This is a genomic window from Streptococcus chosunensis (assembly GCF_003626515.1).
Classification (GTDB): Bacteria; Bacillota; Bacilli; order Lactobacillales; family Streptococcaceae; genus Streptococcus; species Streptococcus chosunensis.
Genome location: NZ_RBCK01000002.1, coordinates 390,922 through 416,459 on the forward strand (window position 1 = coordinate 390,922; position 25,538 = coordinate 416,459).

General features: G+C 40.8%; 23 protein-coding genes and 4 pseudogenes. 24 read left to right on the top strand and 3 right to left on the bottom strand.

Annotation, left to right across the window (positions count from 1 at the left end):
- Positions 1-71: 71 nt before the first annotated feature.
- The 10 genes and pseudogenes from D7D54_RS07850 to dnaJ all read left to right on the top strand — a co-directional run.
- Positions 72-5,051, top strand: a pseudogene (locus D7D54_RS07850) (endo-beta-N-acetylglucosaminidase); the annotation flags it as partial.
- Positions 5,043-5,156 (top strand): annotated as a pseudogene (locus D7D54_RS09650) (LPXTG cell wall anchor domain-containing protein); the annotation flags it as partial. The pseudogenes D7D54_RS07850 and D7D54_RS09650, both read left to right, overlap by 9 nt.
- 89 nt (positions 5,157-5,245) lie before the next feature.
- A complete protein-coding gene (locus D7D54_RS07855; protein ID WP_001096749.1) occupies positions 5,246-6,442 on the top strand; it encodes a phosphoglycerate kinase in 1,197 nt (398 codons plus the stop codon).
- A gap of 135 nt (positions 6,443-6,577) precedes the next feature.
- Complete coding sequence (locus D7D54_RS07860; protein ID WP_120719172.1) at positions 6,578-7,105, top strand: FUSC family protein; 528 nt, start codon at positions 6,578-6,580, stop codon at positions 7,103-7,105.
- Between the two features lie 76 nt (positions 7,106-7,181).
- Positions 7,182-7,538 (top strand): transcriptional repressor GlnR, encoded by a 357-nt coding sequence (gene glnR, locus D7D54_RS07865; RefSeq protein WP_000659548.1) that lies wholly within the window; start codon positions 7,182-7,184, stop codon positions 7,536-7,538.
- A 36-nt stretch (positions 7,539-7,574) separates the two neighbouring features.
- Positions 7,575-8,921, top strand: a complete 1,347-nt coding sequence (gene glnA / locus D7D54_RS07870; RefSeq protein WP_020902186.1) for a type I glutamate--ammonia ligase — start codon at positions 7,575-7,577, stop codon at positions 8,919-8,921.
- A gap of 191 nt (positions 8,922-9,112) precedes the next feature.
- A complete protein-coding gene (gene hrcA / locus D7D54_RS07875; protein ID WP_020902187.1) occupies positions 9,113-10,147 on the top strand; it encodes a heat-inducible transcriptional repressor HrcA in 1,035 nt (344 codons plus the stop codon).
- Positions 10,148-10,173: 26 nt separating this feature from the next.
- Positions 10,174-10,698 carry a nucleotide exchange factor GrpE gene (grpE, locus tag D7D54_RS07880; RefSeq protein WP_000046036.1) on the top strand — a complete coding sequence of 175 codons (525 nt, stop codon included), beginning with the start codon at positions 10,174-10,176 and terminating at the stop codon, positions 10,696-10,698.
- Between the two features lie 267 nt (positions 10,699-10,965).
- A complete protein-coding gene (dnaK, locus tag D7D54_RS07885) occupies positions 10,966-12,789 on the top strand; it encodes a molecular chaperone DnaK (RefSeq protein WP_000034661.1) in 1,824 nt (607 codons plus the stop codon).
- 570 nt (positions 12,790-13,359) lie between these two features.
- Positions 13,360-14,496 carry a molecular chaperone DnaJ gene (gene dnaJ, locus D7D54_RS07890; protein ID WP_001066308.1) on the top strand — a complete coding sequence of 379 codons (1,137 nt, stop codon included), beginning with the start codon at positions 13,360-13,362 and terminating at the stop codon, positions 14,494-14,496.
- 279 nt (positions 14,497-14,775) lie between these two features.
- Here dnaJ and D7D54_RS07895 read toward each other — a convergent pair whose 3' ends face one another.
- Both D7D54_RS07895 and D7D54_RS07900 read right to left on the bottom strand, forming a co-directional pair.
- Entirely contained in the window at positions 14,776-15,063 is a 288-nt protein-coding gene (locus D7D54_RS07895; protein ID WP_000777752.1) for a hypothetical protein, read from the bottom strand.
- Between the two features lie 9 nt (positions 15,064-15,072).
- Positions 15,073-15,483, bottom strand: coding sequence for an HIT family protein (locus D7D54_RS07900; RefSeq protein WP_001278317.1), 411 nt, complete (start codon positions 15,481-15,483; stop codon positions 15,073-15,075).
- A gap of 67 nt (positions 15,484-15,550) precedes the next feature.
- Here D7D54_RS07900 and D7D54_RS07905 point away from each other — a divergent pair, with 67 nt between their 5' ends.
- Together D7D54_RS07905 and D7D54_RS07910 are read left to right on the top strand one after the other, a co-directional pair.
- Entirely contained in the window at positions 15,551-16,282 is a 732-nt protein-coding gene (locus D7D54_RS07905) for an ABC transporter ATP-binding protein (RefSeq protein ID WP_000889954.1), read from the top strand.
- Positions 16,279-17,328 carry an ABC transporter permease gene (locus D7D54_RS07910; RefSeq protein ID WP_120719173.1) on the top strand — a complete coding sequence of 350 codons (1,050 nt, stop codon included), beginning with the start codon at positions 16,279-16,281 and terminating at the stop codon, positions 17,326-17,328. Before D7D54_RS07905 ends, D7D54_RS07910 begins: the two co-directional genes overlap by 4 nt.
- A 61-nt stretch (positions 17,329-17,389) precedes the next feature.
- Here D7D54_RS07910 and D7D54_RS07915 read toward each other — a convergent pair whose 3' ends face one another.
- Positions 17,390-17,719, bottom strand: coding sequence for a helicase BlpT (locus D7D54_RS07915; protein ID WP_120719174.1), 330 nt, complete (start codon positions 17,717-17,719; stop codon positions 17,390-17,392).
- Positions 17,720-18,014: 295 nt separating this feature from the next.
- Here D7D54_RS07915 and D7D54_RS07920 point away from each other — a divergent pair, with 295 nt between their 5' ends.
- The 12 genes and pseudogenes from D7D54_RS07920 (at position 18,015) to D7D54_RS07980 (ending at position 25,439) form a co-directional block, all read left to right on the top strand.
- Positions 18,015-18,752 (top strand): response regulator transcription factor, encoded by a 738-nt coding sequence (locus tag D7D54_RS07920; protein WP_120719175.1) that lies wholly within the window; start codon positions 18,015-18,017, stop codon positions 18,750-18,752.
- Between the two features lie 13 nt (positions 18,753-18,765).
- Positions 18,766-20,115: a sensor histidine kinase gene (locus D7D54_RS07925; protein WP_120719176.1), complete on the top strand. Its 1,350-nt coding sequence runs from the start codon at positions 18,766-18,768 to the stop codon at positions 20,113-20,115.
- A gap of 233 nt (positions 20,116-20,348) precedes the next feature.
- The gene (locus D7D54_RS09655) at positions 20,349-20,540 is read left to right on the top strand and encodes a hypothetical protein (protein ID WP_419965907.1); all 192 of its coding nucleotides are present in this window, start codon (positions 20,349-20,351) and stop codon (positions 20,538-20,540) included.
- Between the two features lie 281 nt (positions 20,541-20,821).
- Positions 20,822-20,941 (top strand): PncF family bacteriocin immunity protein, encoded by a 120-nt coding sequence (locus D7D54_RS09530; RefSeq protein ID WP_120719202.1) that lies wholly within the window; start codon positions 20,822-20,824, stop codon positions 20,939-20,941.
- A gap of 454 nt (positions 20,942-21,395) precedes the next feature.
- Complete coding sequence (locus D7D54_RS07945; RefSeq protein ID WP_049543800.1) at positions 21,396-21,800, top strand: hypothetical protein; 405 nt, start codon at positions 21,396-21,398, stop codon at positions 21,798-21,800.
- An 82-nt stretch (positions 21,801-21,882) separates the two neighbouring features.
- Positions 21,883-22,266: an immunity protein gene (locus D7D54_RS07950; protein ID WP_162496607.1), complete on the top strand. Its 384-nt coding sequence runs from the start codon at positions 21,883-21,885 to the stop codon at positions 22,264-22,266.
- A gap of 51 nt (positions 22,267-22,317) precedes the next feature.
- Positions 22,318-23,006, top strand: a pseudogene (locus D7D54_RS07955) (lysostaphin resistance A-like protein).
- 222 nt (positions 23,007-23,228) lie between these two features.
- Positions 23,229-23,454 (top strand): annotated as a pseudogene (locus tag D7D54_RS09615) (ComC/BlpC family peptide pheromone/bacteriocin).
- A gap of 14 nt (positions 23,455-23,468) precedes the next feature.
- Positions 23,469-23,789 carry a role in replication gene (locus D7D54_RS07965; RefSeq protein ID WP_120719178.1) on the top strand — a complete coding sequence of 107 codons (321 nt, stop codon included), beginning with the start codon at positions 23,469-23,471 and terminating at the stop codon, positions 23,787-23,789.
- Positions 23,790-23,817: 28 nt separating this feature from the next.
- A complete protein-coding gene (locus D7D54_RS07970) occupies positions 23,818-24,507 on the top strand; it encodes a CPBP family intramembrane glutamic endopeptidase (RefSeq protein ID WP_120719179.1) in 690 nt (229 codons plus the stop codon).
- A gap of 42 nt (positions 24,508-24,549) precedes the next feature.
- Positions 24,550-24,798: an immunity protein BlpZ gene (gene blpZ / locus D7D54_RS07975; protein WP_120719180.1), complete on the top strand. Its 249-nt coding sequence runs from the start codon at positions 24,550-24,552 to the stop codon at positions 24,796-24,798.
- A 29-nt stretch (positions 24,799-24,827) separates the two neighbouring features.
- Positions 24,828-25,439 carry a CPBP family intramembrane glutamic endopeptidase gene (locus tag D7D54_RS07980; RefSeq protein WP_004257565.1) on the top strand — a complete coding sequence of 204 codons (612 nt, stop codon included), beginning with the start codon at positions 24,828-24,830 and terminating at the stop codon, positions 25,437-25,439.
- The last annotated feature ends 99 nt before the right edge of the window (positions 25,440-25,538 follow it).

Sequence of the window (25,538 nt, forward strand, 5' to 3'; positions counted from 1 at the left end):
GGATAAAAATTTTATAAAGAAAGTTAAGCGCTTTCTTTTGTGTAGCAAAATCAATCTTTTAGGAGGAGAAAATGAAGAATCCATTTTTTGAAAGACGTTGTCGTTACAGTATCCGTAAGTTATCAGTAGGAGCCTGCTCACTGATGATTGGGGCTGTTTTATTTGCTGGTCCAGCCTTGGCAGAAGAAACTGCAGTTCCTGAAAATAAGGGAGTCAATACAGAGCTTGTTTCAGGAGAGAGTGAGCATCCAACTAATGAAGCTGACAAGCAGCATGAAGGAGAACAGACTAGAGAAAACAAGTTAGAAAAGGCAGAAGGAGTAGCGACAGCATCTGAAACTGTTTCGCCAGCAAGCAATGAAGCTGCAACTACTGAAACTGCAGAAGCAGCTAGCGCAGCTAAACCAGAGGAAAAAGCAAGTGAGGTGGCTGCAGAAACACCATCTGCAGAAGCAAAACCTAAGTTTGACAAGGAAACAGAAGCAAAGCCTGAAGCAACTAGCCAAGGGGATGAGTCTAAGCCAGCAGCAGAAGCTAATAAGACTGAAAAAGAAGTCCAGCCAGATGTCCCTAAAAATACGGAAAAAACATTAAAACCAAAGGAAATCAAGTTTAATTCTTGGGATGAATTGTTGAAATGGGAACCAGGTGCGCGTGAGGATGATCCCATCAATCGTTCTTCTGTTGAACTTGCTAAGCGCCATAGAGGCCAGTTGGTGAATGAAAAAGCAAGTAGAAGAGCCAAGGTTCAGGCGCTAGCAAATACCAATTCAAAGGCTAAAGATCACGCTTCTGTTGGTGGAGAAGAATTCAAGGCCTACGCCTTTGACTACTGGCAATACTTGGATTCAATGGTCTTCTGGGAAGGTCTCGTTCCAACTCCTGACGTTATTGATGCAGGTCACCGTAACGGGGTTCCTGTATATGGTACACTCTTCTTCAACTGGTCTAATAGTATTGCAGACCAAGAGAAATTTGTTGCTGCTTTGAAACAAGATGAGGATGGAACATTCCCTATTGCACGAAAACTTGTAGACCTTGCTAAGTACTATGGCTTTGATGGGTATTTTATTAACCAAGAAACAACAGGTGACTTAGTGACGCCACTTGGTGAAAAAATGCGTCAATTCATGCTCTATACAAAAGAATATGCGGCAAAAGTCAACCATCCAATCAAGTATGCTTGGTACGATGCCATGACCTATAAATATGGTCGTTACCACGAAGATGGTCTAGGTGATTACAACTACCAGTTCATGCAAAAAGAAGGTGACAAGGTCCCTGCGGATCAATTCTTTGCCAATTTCAACTGGAATAAGGAAAAGAATGACCACTCTGTAGAAATGGCAAAATGGCTGGAACGTAGCCAATATGATGTCTTTGCAGGATTGGAATTGCAACAAGGTGGTTCTTATAAGACAAAAGTTAAATGGGATGCCCTTTTAGATGAAAAAGGCAAGTTACGTTTGTCACTTGGACTCTTTGCACCAGATACAATTACCAGTCTAGGAAAAACAGGTGAAGATTACCATAAAAACGAAGATATCTTCTTCACAGGTTACCAAGGAGATCCGACAGCTCAAAAACCAGCGGACAAAGAGTGGTATGGGATTGCTAATTTAGTTGCAGACCGCACACCAGCAGTAGGCCGGACCTTCACTACTTCCTTTAATACAGGCCATGGTAGAAAGTGGTTTGTAGACGGAAAGGTTTCTAAGGATTCTGAGTGGAACTACCGTTCGGTTTCAGGTATCTTGCCAACATGGCGCTGGTGGCAGACTTCAACAGGGGAAAAACTTCGTGCAGAATATGATTTTACAGATGCCTACAATGGCGGAAATTCCCTTAAATTCTCAGGTAATGTAGCTGGTAAGACGGACCAGGATGTGAATTTGTATTCTACTAAGTTAGAAGTAACTGAGAAAACCAAACTTCGTGTTGCCCACAAGGGAGGAAAAGGCTCGAAAGTTTTTATGGCCTTTTCTACAACCCCAGACTACAAATTCGATGATGCAGATGCATGGAAAGAGCTAACCTTTTCTGACAACTGGATAAATGAAGAATTTAATCTCAGCTCACTAGCAGGTAAAACCATCTATGCAGTCAAACTCTTCTTCGAGCATGAAGGAGCTGTAAAAGATTATCAGTTTAACCTAGGTCAATTAACAATTTCAGACAATCACCAAGCACCACAAGCGCCTACAGGTCTCTCTGTGGTGAAACAGTCTCTTAAGAATGCCCAAGAAGCTGAAGCAGTGGTTCAATTTGCGGGTAATCAAGATGCGGATTTCTATGAAGTCTACGAAAAAGATGGGGATAACTGGCGTTTGTTGACAGGTTCATCTGCTTCAACCATCTACTTGCCAAAAGTTAGCCGCTCTGCTAATGCGACTGGTACGACGCAAGAATTGAAAGTCGTTGCAGTTGGTAAAAATGGCCTTCGTTCAGAAGCTGCGACGACATCCTTTAACTGGGGCATGACTGTTCAGGATACGACTCTCCCAAGACCTTTGGCTGAAAATATTGTTCCAGGGGCAACGGTTATCGGTAGCACTTTCCCGAATACCGAAGGTGGAGAAGGTATTGAAGGTATGTTGAACGGTACCATTACCAGTCTTTCAGACAAGTGGTCTTCAGGACAATTGAGCGGTAGTGTCGATATTCGTTTGACTCAACCACGTCGTGTTGTCAGATGGGTGATGGATCATGCGGGAGCTGGTGGTGAGTCTGTTAACGATGGTCTGATGAACACCAAGGATTTTGATCTTTACTACAAGGATACAGATGGCGAGTGGAAACTAGCTAAGGAAGTCCGTGGTAATAAAGCGCACGTTACGGATATCACTCTTGACAAACCAATTACTGCCCAAGACTGGCGTTTGCATGTCATTACATCTGATAACGGAACACCTTGGAAGGCCATTCGTATCTACAACTGGAAGATGTACGAAGCCTTGGACACTGAAAGTCAAAATATTCCAATGGCTAAGGTAGCTGCTCGTTCACTTGGAAACCACCAAGTTCAACTAGGCTTCTCTGATGTTCCGGCAGGCGCAACCATCACCGTTTATGACAAGGCTAATTCACAAACACCAATTGCAACCTTGAAGACTGAAACTGGTGGTGACTTGGCAACAGCTCCATTGGCCTTTGACAAACAACCAAAACTCCTCTACTATCGTACCCAACTTCCTGGCAAAGAAATCAGTAACACCTTGGCTGTAGCGATTCCACAGGATGAGAGAAAAATTGCTGCAGTTAGCCTTGAAAAAGGACCTAAAAAGACAGTTTATAAAGAAGGAGAAAAACTGGACCTCAGAGGCGGAACACTCCGTGTTCAATACGAAGGGGGACAAGTCGACGAGCTGATTAACCTTACTCACTCAGGTGTGACGGTATCTGGATACGACGCTCATCAAAAAGGGGAACAAAACCTAACACTGCAATACCTTGGTTTACCAGTGTCAGGTGATCTGAAAGTCCAAGTGACAGGACAGGATGAAGGAAAACCAAAAGAAGTAGCGGGCTTGTATATTACTAAGAAACCAAAAACAGACTATCTAGTAGGAAATCAACTGGATCTCTCTGAAGGTCGCTTTGGTGTTCTCTATGATGACGAGACAGAAGAGACTCACAGCTTTACTGATGAAGGTGTTGAAATCACGGGCTACGATGCTCAGAAGACTGGACGCCAGACCTTGAGCCTGCATTACAAGGGGCACACAGCTGAGTTTGATGTCTTGGTTTCTCCAAAGGCTGCAGTTAATGATGAATACCTTAAACAAGAAATCACTGCTGCCCAAGGCCGTCAGTCAACCCTTGCCTATACCTTCTCAAGTGAGGATAAACAAGCTGTACTAGTAGAGAAACTCAATGCAGCGAAAGCTGTTGCAGAAAACCACAATGCTAGCCAAGAAGAAGTCAACCGGGCTTTGAATGAGTTGAAACAAGCAGGGACAGACTTGGATGGAAATCAACGTTATCAGACAGCTAGAGAAGAATTGGAAGGTTTGCTCGAATCTATCCGTGAAAAAGATCCTAAAGCTGAGTTGATTGAACAAGCAGAAACTTTGTTGGCTTCAGAGATGCCAACTCCACAAGCTTTTGCGGACATGAAAGAAAAGCTGAATAAGAAACTAGCCCCTGCAGAAGAAAGTCATCATGTTGGTAGCATGGATCCAAGTGAAGTAGCCCCAACAGTTGAGGTCCTCCCTGAACTAGTTGTTGAAACTGAAACAACAGTCTATGAACGTCAAGAGCGACCAAATGTGAACCTTCTTAAAGGTCAACGTCAACTTGTCCAAAAAGGAGAAGAAGGGCAAATTCGTCGTCTAGTAGAAGTAGATGTCCAAGGTAAACACACCCTTCGTTCAACTGAAATTCTCAAGGAAGCTGTTCCAGAGATTACCGAAGTAGGTACAAAAGTTCTATCAAGCAATCAACCAGCAGAAGGAGTAAAAGACCTAGTTTTAGAAATTCCGAAACTAGAAATTGAAGAGGATACAGTGGCCTTCAAACACCAAGAACGTCCAAATCCAAATCTCCCAGTCGGTCAACGTCAACTTGTCCAAGCAGGAGTTGAGGGACAAATTCGTCGCTTGGTTGAAGTAGATAGTCAAGGCAATCGTACTCTTCGTTCAACTGAAATTCTCAAGGAAGCTGTTCCAGAGATTACCGAAGTAGGTACAAAAGTTCTATCAAGCAATCAACCAGCAGAAGGAGTAAAAGACCTGGTTCTAGAAACTCCGAAACTAGAAGTTGAAAAAATTGCAGTATCCTTTGAACGTCAAGAACGTCCAAACTCAGAGCTTCTCAAAGGTCAACGTCGTATTGTTCAAGCTGGAGAAGAAGGACAAATTCGTCGCTTTGTAGAAGTCGATGCCCAAGGCAATCGTACCCTTCGTTCAACAGAAGTCATCCAAGAGGCGATTCCAGAAATTGTTGAAATTGGAACAAAAGTAAAAACAGAACCAGCAGTAGCGCCTACACAAGAAAAACCATCCCAAAATACAGCAGTTAAATCAGAAGAAGCAAGCAAGCAATTGCCAAATACAGGAACTGCTGATGCCAATGAAGCCCTAATAGCAGGATTGGCAAGCCTTGGTCTTGCTAGTTTAGCCTTGACATTGAAACAGAAAAAAGAAGATGAAGATTAAATATCGAAAAATCTTGTGAAATCTTTCCTTATATTTCCAAAGTGTGATATAATAGTTTCGAATAAAATAAATAAAGGGGTTTTTGTAACATGGCAAAACTTACTGTTAAAGACGTTGACTTGAAAGGTAAAAAAGTCCTCGTTCGTGTTGACTTCAACGTACCATTGAAAGATGGCGTAATCACTAACGACAACCGTATCACAGCAGCTCTTCCAACTATTAAGTACATCATCGAACAAGGTGGACGTGCAATTCTTTTCTCTCACCTTGGACGTGTGAAAGAAGAAGCTGATAAAGCTGGTAAATCACTTGCTCCTGTAGCAGCAGACTTGGCAGCTAAATTGGGCCAAGACGTTGTTTTCCCAGGTGTTACTCGTGGTGCTGAATTGGAAGCAGCTATCAACGCTCTTGAAGATGGACAAGTTCTCTTGGTTGAAAACACTCGTTACGAAGATGTTGACGGCAAGAAAGAATCTAAAAACGATTCTGAACTTGGTAAATACTGGGCATCACTTGGAGATGGTATCTTCGTAAACGATGCATTCGGTACAGCTCACCGTGCACACGCATCTAACGTTGGTATCTCAGCAAACGTTGAAAAAGCAGTTGCTGGTTTCCTTCTTGAAAACGAAATTGCCTACATCCAAGAAGCAGTTGAAACTCCAGAACGTCCATTCGTAGCGATCCTTGGTGGTTCAAAAGTTTCAGACAAGATCGGTGTTATCGAAAACTTGCTTGAAAAAGCTGATAAAGTCCTTATCGGTGGTGGTATGACTTACACATTCTACAAAGCACAAGGTATCGAAATCGGTAACTCACTTGTAGAAGAAGACAAATTGGATGTTGCGAAAGCTCTTCTTGAAAAAGCAAACGGTAAATTGATCTTGCCAGTTGACTCAAAAGAAGCAAACGCCTTTGCTGGTTACACTGAAGTGCGTGACACTGAAGGTGAAGCAGTTTCTGAAGGCTTCCTTGGCCTTGATATCGGTCCAAAATCTATCGCTAAATTTGACGAAGCTTTGACTGGTGCCAAAACAGTTGTATGGAATGGACCTATGGGTGTATTTGAAAACCCAGATTTCCAAGCTGGTACAATCGGTGTGATGGACGCTATCGTGAAACAACCAGGAGTTAAATCAATCATCGGTGGTGGTGACTCAGCTGCCGCAGCGATCAACCTTGGCCGTGCAGACAAGTTCTCATGGATCTCTACTGGTGGTGGAGCATCAATGGAACTTCTTGAAGGTAAAGTTCTTCCAGGACTTGCAGCCTTGACAGAAAAATAAGATTTTATAACTAAATCAAAGAAGAGAGGGATGAAAGTTCCTCTTTTCTTTTGCTCAAAATAAAAACGCTTCCTCTCAACTATTGCTCATAAAATCACCCAAATTATGATAAAATGGAAATAGAAAGTTGAGATTATGAGTTATTTTAAAAAATATAAATTCGATAAATCCCAGTTCAAACTTGGTATGCGAACCTTTAAAACAGGTATTGCTGTTTTTCTAGTTCTCTTGATTTTTGGCTTTTTTGGCTGGAAAGGTCTTCAAATCGGTGCTTTGACAGCTGTTTTTAGCCTAAGGGAGAGTTTTGATAAGAGTGTTCATTTTGGGACTTCGCGTATTCTAGGAAATAGTATCGGTGGCCTCTATGCCCTGGTCTTCTTCCTATTAAATACCTTTTTCGATGAAGCCTTTTGGGTAACTTTAGTAGTTGTTCCAATCTGCACCATGTTAACCATTATGACAAATGTAGCCATGAATAATAAAGCAGGTGTAATTGGTGGTGTAGCAGCTATGTTAATCATTACCCTATCGATTCCGAGTGGCGAGACGATTTTGTACGTGTTTGCGCGTGTATCAGAAACTTTCATGGGAGTTTTTGTCGCAATTCTCGTAAATTACGATATTGATCGTATTCGGCTCTTTTTTGAGAAAAAAGAAAAATAATGTTACATTTTATAACATTATCAATTGACGTTTGTCTTTTTTTAGACTATAATAGACAGAAAGAAGGAAATTGTAAATGAAGGAAAAAGAATTTCGCCGAAATATGGCTGTTTTTCCTATCGGCAGTGTTATGAAGTTGACCGATTTATCGGCGCGTCAGATTCGTTATTATGAAGATCAAGAGTTGATCAAACCTGATCGAAACGAAGGGAACCGTCGCATGTATTCTTTGAATGACATGGATCGTCTGCTTGAAATCAAAGATTATATCTCTGAAGGTTATAATATCGCTGCCATTAAGAAAAAATATGCTGAACGTGAAGCGAAATCCAAGAAAGCGGTGAGTCAGACTGAGGTGCGTCGTGCACTTCACAATGAACTCCTCCAACAGGGTCGCTTTGCTTCGGTACGATCACCTTTTGGTCGCGGTTAGGCAACCGCAAGTAGTCATACATTAAGGAGAAAACTCATGCCAATCACAGCTGCAGATATTCGTCGTGAAGTCAAGGAAAAAAATGTTACCTTTATCCGTCTCATGTTCTCAGATATTTTGGGAACTATGAAAAACGTCGAAATTCCTGCTACAGATGAACAGTTAGATAAGGTCTTGTCAAACAAGGCTATGTTTGATGGATCTTCTATTGAAGGTTTTGTACGTATCAATGAGTCAGATATGTACTTGTACCCTGACTTGGATACATGGACAGTCTTCCCTTGGGGAGATGAAAATGGAAGTGTTGCAGGTTTAATCTGTGATGTCTATACAACAGAAGGTGAACCATTTGCAGGTGACCCTCGTGGCAATTTGAAACGTGCTCTTCGTCACATGGAAGAAGTAGGATTTAAATCTTTCAACCTTGGGCCAGAGCCAGAATTCTTCCTATTTAAGTTGGATGAAAATGGAGACCCAACACTTGAAGTAAATGACAAGGGTGGCTACTTTGATTTGGCACCTACTGACCTTGCGGACAATACACGTCGTGAGATTGTCAATGTCTTGACCAAAATGGGATTTGAAGTAGAAGCGAGTCACCACGAGGTTGCGGTTGGACAACACGAGATTGATTTCAAGTACGATGAAGTGCTCCGTGCCTGTGATAAGATTCAAATCTTTAAGCTCGTTGTCAAAACCATTGCTCGCAAACATGGTCTTTACGCAACCTTTATGGCCAAACCAAAATTTGGTATTGCTGGATCAGGTATGCACTGTAATATGTCCTTGTTTGATTCAGAAGGAAACAATGCCTTCTTTGATCCAAATGATCCAAAAGGAATGCAGTTGTCAGAAACAGCCTACCATTTCCTTGGTGGTTTGATCAAACATGCTTACAACTATACTGCCATCATGAATCCAACGGTTAACTCATACAAACGTTTGGTTCCAGGTTATGAAGCGCCTGTTTACATTGCTTGGGCTGGTCGTAACCGTTCGCCACTTGTGCGCGTGCCTGCTTCACGTGGTATGGGAACTCGTCTTGAGTTGCGTTCAGTAGATCCAATGGCAAACCCGTATATCGCTATGGCGGTTCTGTTGGAAGTTGGTTTACATGGTATTGAAAATAAAATCGAAGCACCAGCTCCTATTGAAGAAAATATCTATATCATGACAGCAGAAGAGCGTAAGGAAGCTGGTATCACAGACCTTCCATCAACTCTTCACAACGCCTTGAAAGCTTTGACAGAAGATGAGGTTGTCAGAGCAGCTCTTGGAGAACATATCTATACTAGCTTCCTTGAAGCTAAACGAATTGAATGGGCAAGTTATGCAACCTTCGTGTCACAATGGGAAATTGATAACTATTTAGATCTTTACTAGTATAGAAGAAAGATTGCCTGAGGGCGGTCTTTTTTCTAGGTCTTCAGACTGATTTTTAGCACTCTTGATAAAAGAGTGCTAATTTTTTGAGTTTTTGTCTTGACATTCTCTTTTAAGGGTGTATAATAGAATCATGAGTTAGCACTTGAGTGTATCGAGTGCTAATCGATCAGACAGAGAGGAGTGATGAGATGGTTACAGAGCGTCAGCAGGATATTTTAAATCTGATTATTGACATCTTTACCAAAACGCACGAACCTGTCGGATCCAAAGCCTTGCAAGAGTCTATTAACTCTAGCAGTGCTACCATTCGTAATGACATGGCAGCTCTAGAAAAGCAAGGTTTGCTTGAAAAGGCTCATACTTCAAGTGGTCGGATGCCAAGTGTTGCTGGTTTTCAGTACTATGTGAAACACTCACTGGATTTTGACCGACTAGCTGAAAATGAGGTTTATGAGATTGTCAAAGCCTTTGATCAGGAATTCTTCAAATTGGAGGATATTCTGCAAGAGGCTGCTAATCTACTGACAGACCTGAGTGGCTGTACGGTAGTAGCACTGGATGTTGAACCGAGCAGGCAACGTCTGACAGCCTTTGATATCGTCGTTCTGGGGCAACATACAGCCTTGGCAGTATTCACCTTAGACGAGTCGCGAACGGTTACGAGTCAGTTTTTGATTCCAAGGAACTTCTTGCAGGAGGACTTACTGAAGCTGAAGAGCATCATTCAGGAACGTTTCCTCGGCCACACCGTTCTAGATATTCACTACAAGATTCGGACGGAGATTCCGCAGATTATCCAGCGTTACTTTACAACAACGGACAATGTCATGGATCTCTTTGAACACATCTTTAAGGAAATGTTCAACGAAAACATTGTGGTGGCGGGCAAGGTCAATCTCTTGAACTTTGCCAATCTAGCAGCTTATCAGTTCTTTGACCAACCGCAAAAGGTGGCTCTGGAGATTCGTGAGGGGCTGCATGAGGATCAGATGCAAAATGTCCGTGTTGCGGACAGTCAAGAGTCCTGTCTAGCAGACCTAGCGGTGATTAGTAGCAAGTTCCTCATTCCTTATCGGGGAGTTGGAATTCTAGCCATTATCGGTCCAGTCAATCTGGACTACCAGCAACTAATCAACCAAGTCAATGTGGTCAACCGTGTTTTGACTATGAAGTTGACAGATTTTTACCGCTACCTCAGCAGTAATCATTATGAAGTACATTAAGATTGAAATCATTAAAGGAGGCGAAAATGGCCCAAGATATAAAAAATGAAGAAGTAGAAGAAGTTCAAGAAGAGGAAGTTGTGGAAACAACTGAAGAAACGACTCCTGAGAAATCTGAGTTGGACTTGGCAAATGAACGTGCAGATGAGTTCGAAAACAAATACCTTCGTGCTCATGCAGAAATGCAAAATATCCAACGCCGTGCCAATGAAGAGCGTCAAAACTTACAACGTTATCGCAGTCAAGACTTGGCAAAAGCGATTCTCCCATCTTTGGACAACCTTGAGCGTGCACTCGCAGTTGAAGGTTTGACAGACGACGTTAAAAAAGGATTGGAGATGGTGCAAGAAAGCTTGATTCACGCTTTGAAAGAAGAAGGAATCGAAGAAATCGCAGCTGACGGTGAATTTGACCATAACTACCATATGGCTATCCAAACTCTCCCAGCAGACGATGAACACCCAGCAGATACCATCGCACAAGTCTTCCAAAAAGGCTACAAACTCCATGACCGCATCCTACGCCCAGCCATGGTAGTGGTGTACAACTAGGCAATTTTGACGGTTGTAACATATATAATAGAAAACTTGTCCGAAACGACAATAAACTATGAAGAAAGATAAGAGGCAAGCCGGAGGCTTGCAAGGAAGATATTTCCCACCGTGGTGAAAGTTTCAGTAGCAAAAGCTACTGAAACAGGGGATTTTTGAGACAATAGGCTCAAAAATAAGTGATGAAATCCCGAAGGGAGTTGCTCACGTCCCCACCACTTAAGGGAAATATAAAAAAAGAAAATTAACTAACAAGGAGAAAAACACATGTCTAAAATTATCGGTATTGACTTAGGTACAACAAACTCAGCAGTTGCAGTTCTTGAAGGAACTGAAAGCAAAATCATCGCAAACCCAGAAGGAAACCGTACAACTCCATCTGTAGTCTCATTCAAAAACGGCGAAATCATCGTTGGTGACGCTGCAAAACGCCAAGCAGTTACAAACCCAGATACAGTTATCTCTATCAAGTCTAAAATGGGAACTTCTGAAAAAGTTTCTGCAAATGGAAAAGAATACACTCCACAAGAAATCTCAGCTATGATTCTTCAATACTTGAAAGGCTACGCTGAAGATTACCTTGGTGAAAAAGTAACCAAAGCAGTTATCACAGTTCCTGCTTACTTCAACGACGCTCAACGTCAAGCCACAAAAGACGCTGGTAAAATCGCTGGTCTTGAAGTAGAACGTATCGTCAACGAACCAACTGCAGCAGCTCTTGCTTATGGTTTGGACAAGACTGACAAAGAAGAAAAAATCTTGGTATTTGACCTTGGTGGTGGTACATTCGACGTCTCTATCCTTGAATTGGGTGACGGTGTCTTCGACGTATTGTCAACTGCAGGGGATAACAAACTTGGTGGTGACGACTTTGACCAAAAAATTATCGACCACTTGGTAGCAGAATTCAAGAAAGAAAACGGTATTGACTTGTCTACTGACAAGATGGCAATGCAACGTTTGAAAGATGCAGCTGAAAAAGCGAAGAAAGACCTTTCTGGTGTAACTTCAACACAAATCAGCTTGCCATTTATCACTGCAGGTGAGGCTGGACCTCTTCACTTGGAAATGACTTTGACTCGTGCGAAATTTGACGATTTGACTCGTGATCTTGTAGAACGTACAAAAGTTCCAGTTCGCCAAGCCCTTTCAGATGCAGGTTTGAGTTTGTCAGAAATCGACGAAGTTATCCTTGTTGGTGGTTCAACTCGTATCCCAGCTGTTGTAGAAGCTGTTAAAGCTGAAACTGGTAAAGAACCAAACAAATCAGTAAACCCTGATGAAGTAGTTGCTATGGGTGCGGCTATCCAAGGTGGTGTCATTACTGGTGATGTCAAAGACGTTGTCCTTCTTGATGTAACACCATTGTCACTTGGTATCGAAACAATGGGTGGTGTCTTCACAAAACTCATCGACCGTAACACAACAATTCCAACATCTAAATCACAAGTCTTCTCAACAGCAGCAGACAATCAACCAGCCGTTGATATCCACGTTCTTCAAGGTGAACGCCCAATGGCAGCAGATAACAAGACTCTTGGACGCTTCCAATTGACAGATATCCCAGCTGCACCTCGTGGAATTCCTCAAATCGAAGTAACATTTGACATCGACAAGAACGGTATCGTGTCTGTTAAGGCCAAAGACCTTGGAACTCAAAAAGAACAAACAATTGTCATCCAATCAAACTCAGGCTTGACTGACGAAGAAATCGACCGCATGATGAAAGATGCAGAAGCAAACGCTGAAGCAGATAAAAAACGTAAAGAAGAAGTTGACCTTCGTAATGAAGTAGACCAAGCAATCTTTGCGACTGAAAAGACAATCAAGGAAACTGAAGGCAAAGGCTTCGATGCAGAACGTGATGCTGCCCAAGCTGCCCTTGATGACCTTAAGAAAGCTCAAGAAGATAACAACTTGGACGACATGAAAGCAAAACTTGAAGCATTGAACGAAAAAGCTCAAGGACTTGCTGTGAAACTCTACGAACAAGCCGCAGCAGCGCAACAAGCTCAAGCAGGAGCAGAAGGCGCACAAGCAACAGGAAACGCAGGCGATGACGTCGTAGACGGAGAGTTTACGGAGAAATAAAATAGTCCAGTGGACTATTTTATCCCGATCTTGAAAATCAGGAGAGCGAGGTAGGTAAGAATGACTAATCACTAAAGTGATTGTCATTCTACGGCAATTGCTATGGCGACTTGCCTAAACGCCTTACTAGTTCTAAAACAAAGTATAATCTACTTTGTTTTAGAACGTCGTAATGATAAGAAGAAATCCAGAGGTTGCAACCCAGCCTCTGTTTTTCGATAAAAAGGGATAAAACCTGATTTATTTGGGTTTTGTCTCATCGATATAAAAGAAAGGAATTGAACCCGACCTAAATCGAGGTTTGATTCACAATATCAATAGAAAGGAACAAGGGTGTTCAGGGAATTGAACACGGGTTCCCAAATTTCTTACTCAATATAAAAGAAAGGAATTGAACCCGATCTAAATCGAGGTTTGATTCACAACATCAATAGAAAGGAATAAGGGTGTTCGTAACTGAACACGGGCTACGGACTGTGCCAAAAAGATAGTTTTTTCTAGGACGCAAGCGTCCGTCGTCAAAACTCCTATTTTGGCTGTGTCCGTTTGACGCCCTTTGTATCTTGAATTATGAACAATACTGAATTTTATGATCGTCTGGGGGTGTCAAAAAACGCTTCGGCAGACGAGATCAAAAAGGCTTATCGTAAGCTTTCAAAAAAATACCACCCAGATATCAATAAGGAGCCTGGTGCTGAGGAAAAATACAAGGAAGTTCAGGAAGCCTATGAGACTTTGAGTGACGACCAAAAACGGGCAGCCTATGACCAATATGGTGCGGCTGGTGCCAATGGTGGCTTTGGTGGTGCAGGTGGTTTCGGCGGCTTTGACGGGGCAGGAGGCTTCGGTGGTTTTGAAGATATCTTCTCAAGTTTCTTCGGCGGAGGCGGTGCTTCGCGCAATCCAAATGCTCCTCGTCAGGGGGATGACCTCCAGTATCGTGTGAACTTGACCTTTGAAGAAGCTATTTTTGGAGCTGAAAAAGAGGTTAAATACAATCGTGAAGCAAGCTGTAGTACATGTAATGGCTCAGGTGCTAAGCCAGGAACAAGTCCAGTCACTTGTGGACGCTGTCATGGCGCTGGTGTCATTAACGTCGATACACAGACTCCACTTGGTATGATGCGTCGCCAAGTAACCTGTGATGTCTGTCACGGTCGCGGAAAAGAAATCAAAGATCCATGTACAACATGTCACGGAACAGGTCATGAAAAACAAGCTCATAGTGTACATGTAAAAATCCCTGCTGGTGTGGAAACAGGTCAACAAATTCGCCTAGCTGGTCAAGGTGAAGCTGGATTTAACGGTGGACCTTACGGTGACTTGTATGTAGTGGTTTCTGTGGAAGCCAGCGACAAGTTTGAACGTGAAGGAACGACTATCTTCTACAATCTCAACCTCAACTTTGTCCAAGCAGCTCTTGGTGACACAGTTGATATCCCAACTGTTCATGGTGATGTTGAATTGGTTATTCCAGAGGGAACTCAGACTGGTAAGAAATTCCGTTTACGTGGTAAGGGAGCTCCGAGCCTTCGTGGCGGTGCAGTTGGTGACCAATACGTTACCGTTAATGTCGTAACACCGACAGGCTTGAACGACCGTCAAAAAGCAGCTTTGAAAGAATTCGCAGCTGCTGGTGACTTGAAAGTAAATCCAAAGAAAAAAGGCTTCTTTGACCATATTAAAGATGCCTTTGAAGGAGAATAAAAGTAAAAAGAGCCGTTGGGCTCTTTTTGTTTATAGATTTTTTAAGACTTTCCTTAAGTAATGACGGACGGTAGCGACCTTCTTCGAAGTTCCATACCTAAACTTTGAGCCTAGATATCAAAGTTTCCGGACACCTGAAATCAAGCTGTTTCAGGTGTTTTCATTACGGCGGAAAGTCTTCGATTTAGTTATGAAACGGTGAATGAGTTGCCTAAATTATGATGTATTGTTGATGTAATATAGCTTGTTTATGTTTTAAAAAGAGCCACTCGGCTCTTTTTACTTATCTTCAGTTTCCTGCAGTTCTTTTATCACAGCTAGTCTAGTTTGGATATCTTTTTCCAAGACCTTAAACTTGTAAGTCAGGTCTTCTTGGTATTCCTTGATGAGTTCTTTTTGCTGGTCGATGATTTGCAGGCTGTTTTGGATAATATCCACATCATCCTTGATAGCTTGAACGCGGTCAGTGGTATTCAAGACTTCATCTGTGATGGTTTGACGATTTTTTGTGACCAGATAACTTCCAGCTGCAGCTCCTGCAAATAGCAGTAGATTGGATAATTTCATAGCAACTCCTTATGCGTTTTTGATGGTTTCAGCGACTTGAGCAAGTTTGTCAAAGTCTGGTTCGTGGGCGATAAAATCAATCTTGAGGTCATCGTCTGCACTGTAGCGAGGCACGAGGTGAACGTGGGTATGAAAGACGGTTTGCCCTGCGATTTCCTCACAGTTGGCAATGATATTCATACCAGCGGCCTTAGTAGCTTTCATGACTTTTTGAGCCACTTTTGGCACTTGGGCAAAGAGTTGGCTGGCGCTAGTAGCGTCCATTTCCAAAAGATTACGATAGTGTTCTTTTGGCACGACCAAGGTGTGTCCTGGTGTCACTTGAGAGATATCAAGAAAGGCAAGAACCTGCTCATCTTCGTATACTTTTGAAGCAGGAATTTCCCCTGCAATGATTTTACAAAAAATGCAATCTGACATAAAATCTACCTCTACTGTATTGAATTTTGATATAATATAGCTACATTATACCAGATTTGGAGAAAATATGTTAGAAATTAAAAACCTGACAGGTGGCTATGTTCATGTCCCTGTCTTGAAAGATGTGTCCTTTACCGTTGAAAGTGGGCAGTTGGTCGGTTTGATTGGTCTCAATGGTGCTGGTAAATCGACGACAATCAATGAGATTATTGGTCTGTTGACACCTTATAGTGGTTCCATCAATATCAATGGTTTAACCCTGCAAGAAGATGCGACTAGCTACCGCAAGCAGATTGGCTACATTCCTGAGACGCCTAGTCTGTATGAGGAATTGACCCTCAGAGAGCATATCGAAACGGTTGCCATGGCTTATGGTATTGAGCAGAAAGTGGCTTTTGATCGAGTAGAACCTCTGTTAAAAATGTTCCGTCTGGACCAGAAATTAGACTGGTTCCCTGTTCATTTTTCAAAAGGGATGAAGCAAAAGGTCATGATTATCTGTGCTTTTGTGGTGGATCCGAGTCTCTTTATCGTGGATGAGCCTTTCCTTGGTCTTGATCCGCTGGCGATTGCAGACTTGATTCAGCTTTTGGAAGTGGAAAAGCAAAAGGGCAAGTCCATTCTCATGAGTACCCACGTGCTGGATTCGGCGGAGAAGATGTGTGATGCCTTTGTCATTCTCCACAAGGGTGAGGTGCGTGCCAAGGGAAATCTCCTGCAACTGCGCGAAGCCTTTGATATGCCTGAGGCTAGTTTGAATGATATTTACTTGGCTCTGACCAAAGAGGAGGAGCTATGAAAGACTTGTTTTTAAAGAGAAAGCAGGCTTTTCGTAAGGAGTGTGTCGGTTATCTGCGCTATGTGCTCAATGACCACTTTGTCTTGTTCCTGCTTGTCTTGCTGGGCTTTCTAGCCTACCAGTACAGTCAACTCTTGCAACATTTTCCTGAAAATCATTGGCCTATCCTTTTGTTTGTAGGAATTACCTCTATTTTACTTTTGCTTTGGGGTGGAATTGCCACCTATATGGAGGCTCCAGACAAGCTCTTTCTCTTAGTTGGAGAAGAGGAAATCAAGCTTCATCTCAAGCGTCAAACTGGCATTTCCCTAGTCTTTTGGCTCTTTGTCCAGACCCTCTTCTTGCTGTTATTTGCGCCTTTATTTTTAGCCATGGGTTATGGCTTGCCTGTTTTTCTGGTCTATGTGCTTTTATTGGGGGTAGGTAAATATTTCCTCTTTCGTCAAAAGGCCCGCAAATTTTTCGCTGAAACTGGACTGGACTGGGACTATGTCATTTCCCAAGAAAGCAAGCGTAAGCAAGTTTTGCTTCGTTTCTTTGCCCTCTTTACGCAGGTCAAAGGAATTTCAAACAGCGTCAAGCGTCGTGCCTATCTGGACTTTATCCTAAAGGCTGTTCAGAAGGTGCCTGGAAAGATTTGGCAAAATCTCTATCTGCGTTCTTATCTGCGAAATGGAGACCTCTTTGCCCTCAGTCTCCGTCTTCTCTTGCTGTCCATACTGGCGCAGGTCTTTATAGAGCAAGCTTGGATTGCGACAGCAGTGGTAGTTCTCTTTAATTACCTCTTGCTCTTCCAGTTGCTGGCCCTCTATCATGCCTTTGACTACCAGTATTTGACACAACTCTTTCCGCTGGACAAGGGGCAAAAAGAAAAAGGCTTGCAGGCGGTAGTACGAGGATTGACCAGTTTTGTTTTACTTGTGGAATTAGTCGTCGGCCTTGTGGCCTTCCAAGAAAAATTGGCCCTTCTAGCCTTGCTGGGAGCAGGTTTGGTTTTACTAGTCTTGTACCTACCTTATCAGGTAAAACGTCAGATGCAGGACTAATCTTGCCTATATGACACAAAAAAGAAGTTGAGTTCAGTTTGTCTCAGCTTCTTTTTTGTTGCTACAGGATAATGGTTGGTCCGTAGAGACTCAATTTGGTCTTGACCTGGTCAAAGTGGAAGCGGTCATAGGCCCGCCAAGCGGCGCGAGTAGGAGCATCTGGATTGAGGGCGCTGAGTCCCATGAGAAGACTGGAAGTCTGGTAAAATTTTTCCAGTTCAATCAAGACTCGATTATCCACTGTTTCAGCTTTGGCTAGAAAACTAAGAATAGAGTTTAATTGCTCCTGAAAGCGGACGTCGTCAGCGGTTGCCTGTTTGCATGCTTGATAGGCTTTGTTTAAGTCAGTAATCAAAGTCTGAGCTCTTTTGATAGGGTCTGTATCTGTCATGAGAATTCCTCCTTTAATCTGGGTGCCAGTCTTGTTTCTAGCAACTGTGTTTTGATACTGTCAGTTTATCACTTTTATCTCCTTTTTTATCTACAAATCTTTAATTGTTCTTGAAATTTCCTGAATGGTACTGTTAAGATTTTATGATAAAATAGTTGTAAGATTATCATGCTTATTTGAGGAACAAGATACCCTTCAGGAGCGTTAAAGGCCTGTTTAAGATTTGGTGGGCTTGTGTCAGAGTATTTTTGCTATTCTCTTTTTAGGAAGAAATCGAAACAAGGAGAGTAAGAAGATGAGAATATTTGTTTTAGAAGATGATTTTTCCCAACAGACTAGGATTGAAACGACGATTGAGAAACTCTTGAAGGAACATCATATCGCTCCTAGCTCTTTTGCGGTCTTTGGCAAGCCAGACCAACTGCTGGCAGAGGTGCATGAGAAGGGAGCCCATCAGCTATTCTTTTTGGATATTGAGATTCGAAATGAGGAGATGAAGGGTCTAGAGGTGGCTAGAAAGATTCGGAATCGGGATCCTTATGCCCTGATTGTCTTTGTGACGACCCACTCGGAGTTTATGCCCCTGTCCTTTCGCTACCAAGTGTCTGCTTTGGACTACATTGATAAGGCCTTGTCGGCAGAGGAGTTTGAATCTCGTATCGAAACAGCCCTTCTCTATGCCAATAGTCAAGACAGTAAAAGTCTGGCGGAAGATTGCTTTTATTTTAAATCAAAATTTGCCCAATTCCAGTATCCTTTTAAAGAGGTTTACTATCTCGAAACATCGCCCAGAGCCCATCGTGTTATTCTCTATACCAAGACAGACAGGCTGGAATTTACAGCGAGTTTAGAGGAGGTTTTCAAGCAGGAACCTCGTCTCTTGCAGTGCCATCGCTCTTTTCTCATCAATCCTGCCAATGTGGTTCGTTTGGATAAGAAAGAAAAACTTCTTTACTTTCCCAATGGTGGAAGCTGTATGATAGCGCGTTATAAGGTCAGGGAAGTGTCTGAAGCTATCAATAACTTGCATTGAGCTAGGAGAATTTATGTATATTTTTTGGATGATATTGTATGAACTTGTTATTAATGGGCTAGAAATTATCATGTTCTTTAAGGTAGATGGAATTAGTCTCACTTTCGATAGAATTTTTAAGGCCTTTCTTCTAAAATTTCTTCTAGCAGCAATTGTTACAACTTTTAATTATTTAGTCTTGACTGACTATCTGTCATACTTTATAGAACCCTTGTTCGGCCTCAGCTTGTCTCTCATATTGTTAAGAGGGCTTCCTAAAAAACTCCTTTTCTTTTATGGTCTCTTTCCAATTGTATTGATGGATATTTTTTACAGAAGTGTCTCCTATTTTGTGTTTCCGTTTTTGGGGAAAGGGATTGTAGATGGAGATGGAAATCCTCTCTTTCTGTTGATTATGCTATTCGTTTGCTTCATAGTATTAGTCTTTTTGAAATGGTTGGACTATGATTTCACTAGCTTGAGAAAGGAGATTCTCGATAAAAGTTTTCAAAAGTCTCTGACTACGATTAATTGGATAATGGGGGCTTACTTTCTAGTCATGGAAAGTCTGTCTTACTTTGAATATGCATACGATATCCAATCAAAGACTGTTCGCCATCTCATCCTAGTCTTTTACCTGCTCTTTTTTATGGGGATTATCAAGAAATTGGATACCTATTTGAAGGACAAACTCCATGAGAGACTGGACCAAGAGCAGGCCTTGCGCTACAGAGATATGGAACGTTATAGTCGGCATATAGAGGAACTTTACAAGGAAGTCCGGAGCTTTCGCCATGACTACACTAACCTCTTAACCAGCTTACGTCTGGGCATTGAAGAGGAGGACATGGAGCAGATAAAAGAGGTCTACGACTCCGTCTTAAAGGATTCCAGTCAAAAATTGCAGGACAATAAATATGACCTTGGACGATTGGTAAATGTTCGGGACCGTGCCCTCAAAAGTCTCCTCGCGGGAAAATTTCTAAAAGCCAGAGATAAGAAGATTGTCTTTAATGTCGAAGTTCCTGAGGAGATTCAGGTCGAGGGGATGAGTCTGCTTGATTTTCTGACTATTGTGTCTATCCTTTGTGACAATGCCATTGAAGCCAGTGTAGAGGCTAGTCAGCCTCATGTTTCAATTGCCTTTTTAAAAAATGGAGCACAGGAGACCTTTATCATTGAAAACTCCATCAAAGAAGAGGGGATCGATATTTCTGAAATCTTCTCCTTTGGAGCAAGTTCTAAAGGGGAGGAGAGAGGAGTTGGTCTCTATACCGTCATGAAAATTGTGGGAAGCCATCCCAATACCAGTCTAAATACCACCTGTCAAAATCAAGTCTTTCGTCAGGTTTTAACAGTTCACTCGATGTCAGTTGATGATTAGAATATCTGTGGAAAGAAGTACTGCCTGCAGTCATCAATTAAAATGCCATAGTATATGAGGTACCCTATATGAATAAGAAATCATTTTTTATCATCTGTTCTACGTTAATCATAGCATCGAATCTTCTCATGATTTCTGTGGTGAATAAGGGAGAAGAAACGGGGAGTAATCTGTTTGTGATTGCTATAGCCTGTGTTTTACTACCAGCCTTTTTATATGCGGTTGAGAACCGAATGGCTTCTTTAATTAGGACAGAGTCAGTAGCTTTACTCTTATTGACAGTATTGTCTTTAGTCCGTCTCGTCAACAGAATAGAGAGGACGCCTGAAATTCTCAACATTATTATTACCCTCCTCGTTTTGGCAGGTGGGACAGCCTGTATCCTTATTGCGATTATGAGAATATATGAGAACAGACGGAAGTAAGGGTGAATAGTTAGATCTTTACGTTGTTAAATTCCCCTAGGGCAAGTATGTTTTTCATGCTTGCTTTTTAAATTTTTTACAATTCAAGATGTTTTGATGACCATTTGTGATTTGGATGGAAAATTTTAAAAAATAGTAGTATACTAACCTTATTAAGGTTGTAATAGGACGAAAGTAAAAAGAGGTATTCCTCGTGAATGCAAAAACAATGCTACAATTGACTATTATGCTTGCTTAAAGGTTTGAGCTTGTATGTAGAGGAGCTGTACTTGGAGGTAATTATGGATTTCAAAAGTTTTCTTATTGCTTTTGTTGTTAGTATGTTTGTTTCTTTTATTACTTCTTTAATTAGGAAAAAATTTTTAAAATCTCCAAAGAAGAATAAAGATAGATCTAATTAGATAAAAAGATTTTTTATCGCTAGTTTAATCTACAGTGGAGTTTCTTTAATATTGTTTCGCCTGTTAAAATGATATGTGATAGCAGGATAAAAAAATCTACAAATTAAGTTGGTATCAATATGGTGTAAAGGGCAAGTATGTTTTTCATGCTTGCTTTTTTAAATTTTTTACAATTCAAGATGTTTTGATGACCATTTGTGATTTGAGTGATCCAAGGTCAAAATGAGTGCTATACTAGCAGTGTAAAGGTTGTAGCTTAACTAAGATAAAGCATACATTTAGGAGGAAATCTTATGAAGAAAAAAATACTGATCATTTTCGTTCTGTATCTGATTATGTCTATCCTTCTTTATCCGCTTAGGGAGAGTATTTGGTATCATCTATTTTATACCATAGCCTATATGATTGCGGTTGTGATCTATTTTGCTTTAACTAAAAAGAAAGGAGCAAAGAAATGAAAACTTTTCTTGCTAAAAAACGGAACATCTTCCTTATGAGATTGTTCCTAGGTCAGTTGCCCTTGCTTGTCTCTACTTATCTATTTCTATCTCGTCAGTTTTTAAATTTTTCCTTAGTTTTCCAATTTCTCTTAGTGGTTATTAACTTAGCTTCCATTTTGGTCACTGTTTACCTCACTAGGGAGATGAGGATAAGAGAGTTTGAAGATGATGATTTGGTTAGTCCTAGAACCAATCAACTGATGTTCATTGGTTTGACAGGATTTATGTCTATTATCTGTTTGTATAGAGGTATCACAGCAGGAGAATTCTATCAACAATTGATTGCCTATATTGGTGCTATTCTCTGTTTGATAATCATGCTTCTACTCATTTGGGGCTTGAAGTATTATAAAAAGTAGCTTGTCTTCCTCTTCTAATAGAATTTTTGATTAGAAGGTTCTATTAAAACGTTCGTGAAATAAATGAATGGAGGTATTTAATATGAAATACAGATTATTTCTTGTTATTTTCTTGAGTAGTATTTTGAATATTCTTTTAGGGACATTTTTACAAATCTCTAATGAATCGATTGGGTGGCTTGTTCTTTATAGTGGCTTGTTTGAAGCAGGCGTTTTCCTTCTTGCTAATAAAGGGGTGGCGGTAAAAATCAAGGAAGTAGACATCCAAAACCGATTTAAATTTATTTTTGGAAAAACCTTATGGTTTCAAATTCTTTTGCTCATCTTTTTGATGGTCAAACTTTATCTTGGTTTGGATGCGAGGTTAATTTTATTCTATGGACATATTTTCATTGTCTTTAATGCCTTAATGTATCTATTATCTAGTAGTCAGGTTAGCCTTAAAAAGAACAAACTGTCTTCTTAATCTTGCAGTAGTAGAGCTTGACAAGGGGAGGTCATAGTGGAAAGAATTTCTATGAAAAAGTATCAACTTCTATTCAAAATAAGTGCAGTCTTCTCTTACTTATTTTTCGTATTTGGTCTTTCTCAGCTGACGCTTATTGTTCAAAATTATTGGCAATTTTCTTCCCAGATTGGCAATTTCGTCTGGATTCAAAATATCTTGAGTTTGCTATTTAGCGGAGTCATGATTTGGATTCTGGTTAAGACAGGCCATGGTTATCTCTTTCGCATTCCGAGAAAAAAATGGCTTTGGTATTCGATTTTGACAGTACTAGTGGTAGTGCTCTATATCTCTTTTAACGTTCAGGCAGCTAAACATGTTCAGTCAACTGCTGAAGGTTGGGCGGTATTGATCGGTTATAGTGGGACCAACTTTGCTGAGCTAGGTATCTATATAACCCTGTTCTTTCTGACTCCACTTATGGAAGAGCTGATTTATAGAGGATTACTGCAACACGCCTTTTTAAGCATTCGAGATTTGGCCTTGATTTGCTCCTTCCTTCCATTTTATTTGCTCTTCCTCATTTTTCAAGCCTGCCTAGTCTGTTAGATATCTTCGTCTTTGCAACATTTGGCATCATCTTTGCTAGTTTGACTCGCTATACCAAGAGCATTTATCCATCCTATGCGGTGCATGTGATCAATAATATTTTCGCAACATTACCATTTTTGCTCACTTTTTTACACAGGGTATTTAGCTAAAAATAGTAGAGTAAAAATAATTATCGATTTTAAGAAGTGAATAATGGAATTTAATATTATTCACTTCTTATTAGTTGATTGGGAAGATTGTACTCTTTGAGTAATTTAAGATGTTTCGATAATAATTCAAGATTTGTATGAAAAACTTTAACAAATAGTGTTATACTAAAATTGCCAATTGCAACAGGATAACAATTAAAAATAAAAAAGGAGGTATTCGTTATGAATACAAAAACGATGTCACAATTTGAAATGATGGATACTGAGATGCTTGCGAAAGTTGAAGGAAGTTTCGGAGGTTGGGGAGATATGCTTTATGGTTTATTGGGTGGGCTAGCACCTTCTCCAACTTTGGATCAATTAATGGTAAGTGGCCTATTATACATCCTTCAAAACCATGTAGTCCTTATGGTATTGGGGAACTCCAAACTCATGTAATGGTATTTAAAAAGGATTGAAACTATGAAGGCAAAATATGGGAATCAAATTGTTGATGTTTGGGAAATTGGTCAAGCGACTCCTAAACCAAGTTGGGTAGAGGAAGCTTTTCAAAAAAATTATATGGTTTGGTTGGATAATCATGTGCGCATTCTAATGGCAGGTCTTAACACTTCTCTCGCAACGAATATCAAGTTTGGTCTAGTTGGAACAGCTGGAGGAGGATTCGCTGGTTATGGGATGTATGTTCTCGGTTATCCAGGTGATTATATAGATATCACCAATCATAGAGTTATTTCTGCTAAAACATTTCACAAAAGTTATCAAATTTTAGAAAATGATTAGATATCATTTAATTGTAATGGAGAAAGCTATGAAAAAACATCCTATTCTTTTCAAAGCGAGTGCAATTCTTTCTTATTTGTTTCTGTTTTTCGGACTGTTTTGGACAACCCAATTTTGGAGCAATTATTGGGAGTTCTCGTCTTGGGTAGGAAATCTTATCTGGATTCGAAACATCATCAGCCTTCTCTTTATCAGCTTGATGGTTTGGATTTTGGTCAGGTCGGGCCATGCTTATCTCTTTCGTATTCCTAGGAAAAAGTGGTTGAGCTATTCTGTCTTAACGGTGTTAGCCGCTGTTGTGCTTATCTGTTTTAACTATCTGACAGCTAAACACGTTCAGGGGACCAATGAAAGTTGGAATTTGTTTATTGCCTATAGTGAGACCAATTTTGCGGAGTTTGGTGTTTACCTAACCTTAATCGTACTAGGACCTCTGATGGAAGAATTGGTATGTAGGGGACTGCTTCAACATGCCTTCTTTAAGAATTCGAGGTGGGGGCTGGATCTTCTCTTTCCGTCATTCTTATTTGCCTTGCCCCACTTTTCTAGCTTGCCAAGTCTCGCAGATATTTTTGTCTATACGGCAGTGGGTTGTCTATATGCCTGGCTGACACGTTATACGAAGAGTATCTATCCTTCTTATTCGATTCATATTGTTAATAATATCATCGCAAACTTACCATTTTTGCTCACTTTTCTACATAGAGTCTTGGGGTGAAAAACCCAAAAGGCTTGCTTTTCAGTCATAGAGGAGGTCATCATGTATAAACACTTATTTTTCCTAGATTCCAAAACTTTAGATCGGTTGACACCCTATATTCTAGTCTTGGCTTCTGACACCATTGCCTTTAATGTTTTTGTGCTAACCTTTGTATCTGTTGTGGTCTTTTATTTCCTAAATCCCATGCTATCTTTAATGGCTATCTTCATAGGGGCTGGCTATGTGGTCGGATTTTGGTTGCTAAAATGGTTTGTTTTGGAAAGGCTAGATCTAAAGAATGACGTGTAGGAAGTCTGTTTGTTGAGGAGGATAATTTGATGAAGTTTTTTGATAAATTTCATGCCTTTTGTTTTGGATTTTTAGTACTACTAATCGTCATTACAGTTCCTTATACGATTAACCACGGGGATTTTTTTCAAAATGAATCTGAATTGATTATTGTAAGTCTTCTTGTAACCTCGCTGAGTGTTGCTTATGCTAGAAAGTTTGAAATGATTTCTTTTGGGATGTTAAGTAAGAAAGACCTTTTGCTTTTCATTGCAATCTTTCTTCTAAGTGTACTTGAGACGCTGGTTTATATTCATTTCTTCGCTGTTTCTTCTGGCGCGGGAGTTCAACACTTGGCGGAAGTCAGCAGAGGAATTTCTCTGTCTTTGATTTTGACTTCCTCAGTTTTTGGTCCCATCCAGGAGGAACTCATTTTCAGAGGACTTCTTCAAGGTGCCGTTTTTGATAATTCTTGGTTAGGGCTTGTGCTAACTTCATCTCTCTTTTCTTTCATGCATGGACCTTCTAATGTCCCTTCGTTTATTTTTTATCTACTTGGGGGCTTGTTACTGGGCTTTGCTTATAAAAAGAGCCAAAACCTATGGGTTTCTACTCTAGTTCACATGTTTTACAATGCTTGGCCACTCTTATATTATTTATAAAAATCATGAAAAGGTAAGCAGAAGACGGTGCTTACCTTTTTCAAGTTATAATGATAGCCTGAGCCGATTGAGATGCTTTTCTTTGAGAATCGGGCGTGG

Bases quoted from the DNA above. Each gene is read 5' to 3' on its own strand.
- D7D54_RS07895 (WP_000777752.1), bottom strand. From the start codon at position 15,063: ATGAAATTATCCAATCTACTGCTATTTGCAGGAGCTGCAGCTGGAAGT.
- hrcA (WP_020902187.1), top strand. From the start codon at position 9,113: ATGGTTACAGAGCGTCAGCAGGATATTTTAAATCTGATTATTGACATC.
- D7D54_RS07905 (WP_000889954.1), top strand. From the start codon at position 15,551: ATGTTAGAAATTAAAAACCTGACAGGTGGCTATGTTCATGTCCCTGTC.
- D7D54_RS07925 (WP_120719176.1), top strand. From the start codon at position 18,766: ATGTATATTTTTTGGATGATATTGTATGAACTTGTTATTAATGGGCTA.
- D7D54_RS07855 (WP_001096749.1), top strand. From the start codon at position 5,246: ATGGCAAAACTTACTGTTAAAGACGTTGACTTGAAAGGTAAAAAAGTC.
- D7D54_RS07965 (WP_120719178.1), top strand. From the start codon at position 23,469: ATGAAGGCAAAATATGGGAATCAAATTGTTGATGTTTGGGAAATTGGT.
- blpZ (WP_120719180.1), top strand. From the start codon at position 24,550: ATGTATAAACACTTATTTTTCCTAGATTCCAAAACTTTAGATCGGTTG.
- glnR (WP_000659548.1), top strand. From the start codon at position 7,182: ATGAAGGAAAAAGAATTTCGCCGAAATATGGCTGTTTTTCCTATCGGC.
- D7D54_RS07910 (WP_120719173.1), top strand. From the start codon at position 16,279: ATGAAAGACTTGTTTTTAAAGAGAAAGCAGGCTTTTCGTAAGGAGTGT.
- D7D54_RS07980 (WP_004257565.1), top strand. From the start codon at position 24,828: ATGAAGTTTTTTGATAAATTTCATGCCTTTTGTTTTGGATTTTTAGTA.
- D7D54_RS07970 (WP_120719179.1), top strand. From the start codon at position 23,818: ATGAAAAAACATCCTATTCTTTTCAAAGCGAGTGCAATTCTTTCTTAT.
- dnaJ (WP_001066308.1), top strand. From the start codon at position 13,360: ATGAACAATACTGAATTTTATGATCGTCTGGGGGTGTCAAAAAACGCT.
- dnaK (WP_000034661.1), top strand. From the start codon at position 10,966: ATGTCTAAAATTATCGGTATTGACTTAGGTACAACAAACTCAGCAGTT.
- D7D54_RS07920 (WP_120719175.1), top strand. From the start codon at position 18,015: ATGAGAATATTTGTTTTAGAAGATGATTTTTCCCAACAGACTAGGATT.
- D7D54_RS09530 (WP_120719202.1), top strand. From the start codon at position 20,822: ATGGATTTCAAAAGTTTTCTTATTGCTTTTGTTGTTAGTATGTTTGTT.
- D7D54_RS07900 (WP_001278317.1), bottom strand. From the start codon at position 15,483: ATGTCAGATTGCATTTTTTGTAAAATCATTGCAGGGGAAATTCCTGCT.
- grpE (WP_000046036.1), top strand. From the start codon at position 10,174: ATGGCCCAAGATATAAAAAATGAAGAAGTAGAAGAAGTTCAAGAAGAG.
- D7D54_RS07945 (WP_049543800.1), top strand. From the start codon at position 21,396: ATGAAAACTTTTCTTGCTAAAAAACGGAACATCTTCCTTATGAGATTG.
- D7D54_RS07915 (WP_120719174.1), bottom strand. From the start codon at position 17,719: ATGACAGATACAGACCCTATCAAAAGAGCTCAGACTTTGATTACTGAC.
- D7D54_RS07860 (WP_120719172.1), top strand. From the start codon at position 6,578: ATGAGTTATTTTAAAAAATATAAATTCGATAAATCCCAGTTCAAACTT.
- D7D54_RS09655 (WP_419965907.1), top strand. From the start codon at position 20,349: ATGGCTTCTTTAATTAGGACAGAGTCAGTAGCTTTACTCTTATTGACA.
- D7D54_RS07950 (WP_162496607.1), top strand. From the start codon at position 21,883: ATGAAATACAGATTATTTCTTGTTATTTTCTTGAGTAGTATTTTGAAT.
- glnA (WP_020902186.1), top strand. From the start codon at position 7,575: ATGCCAATCACAGCTGCAGATATTCGTCGTGAAGTCAAGGAAAAAAAT.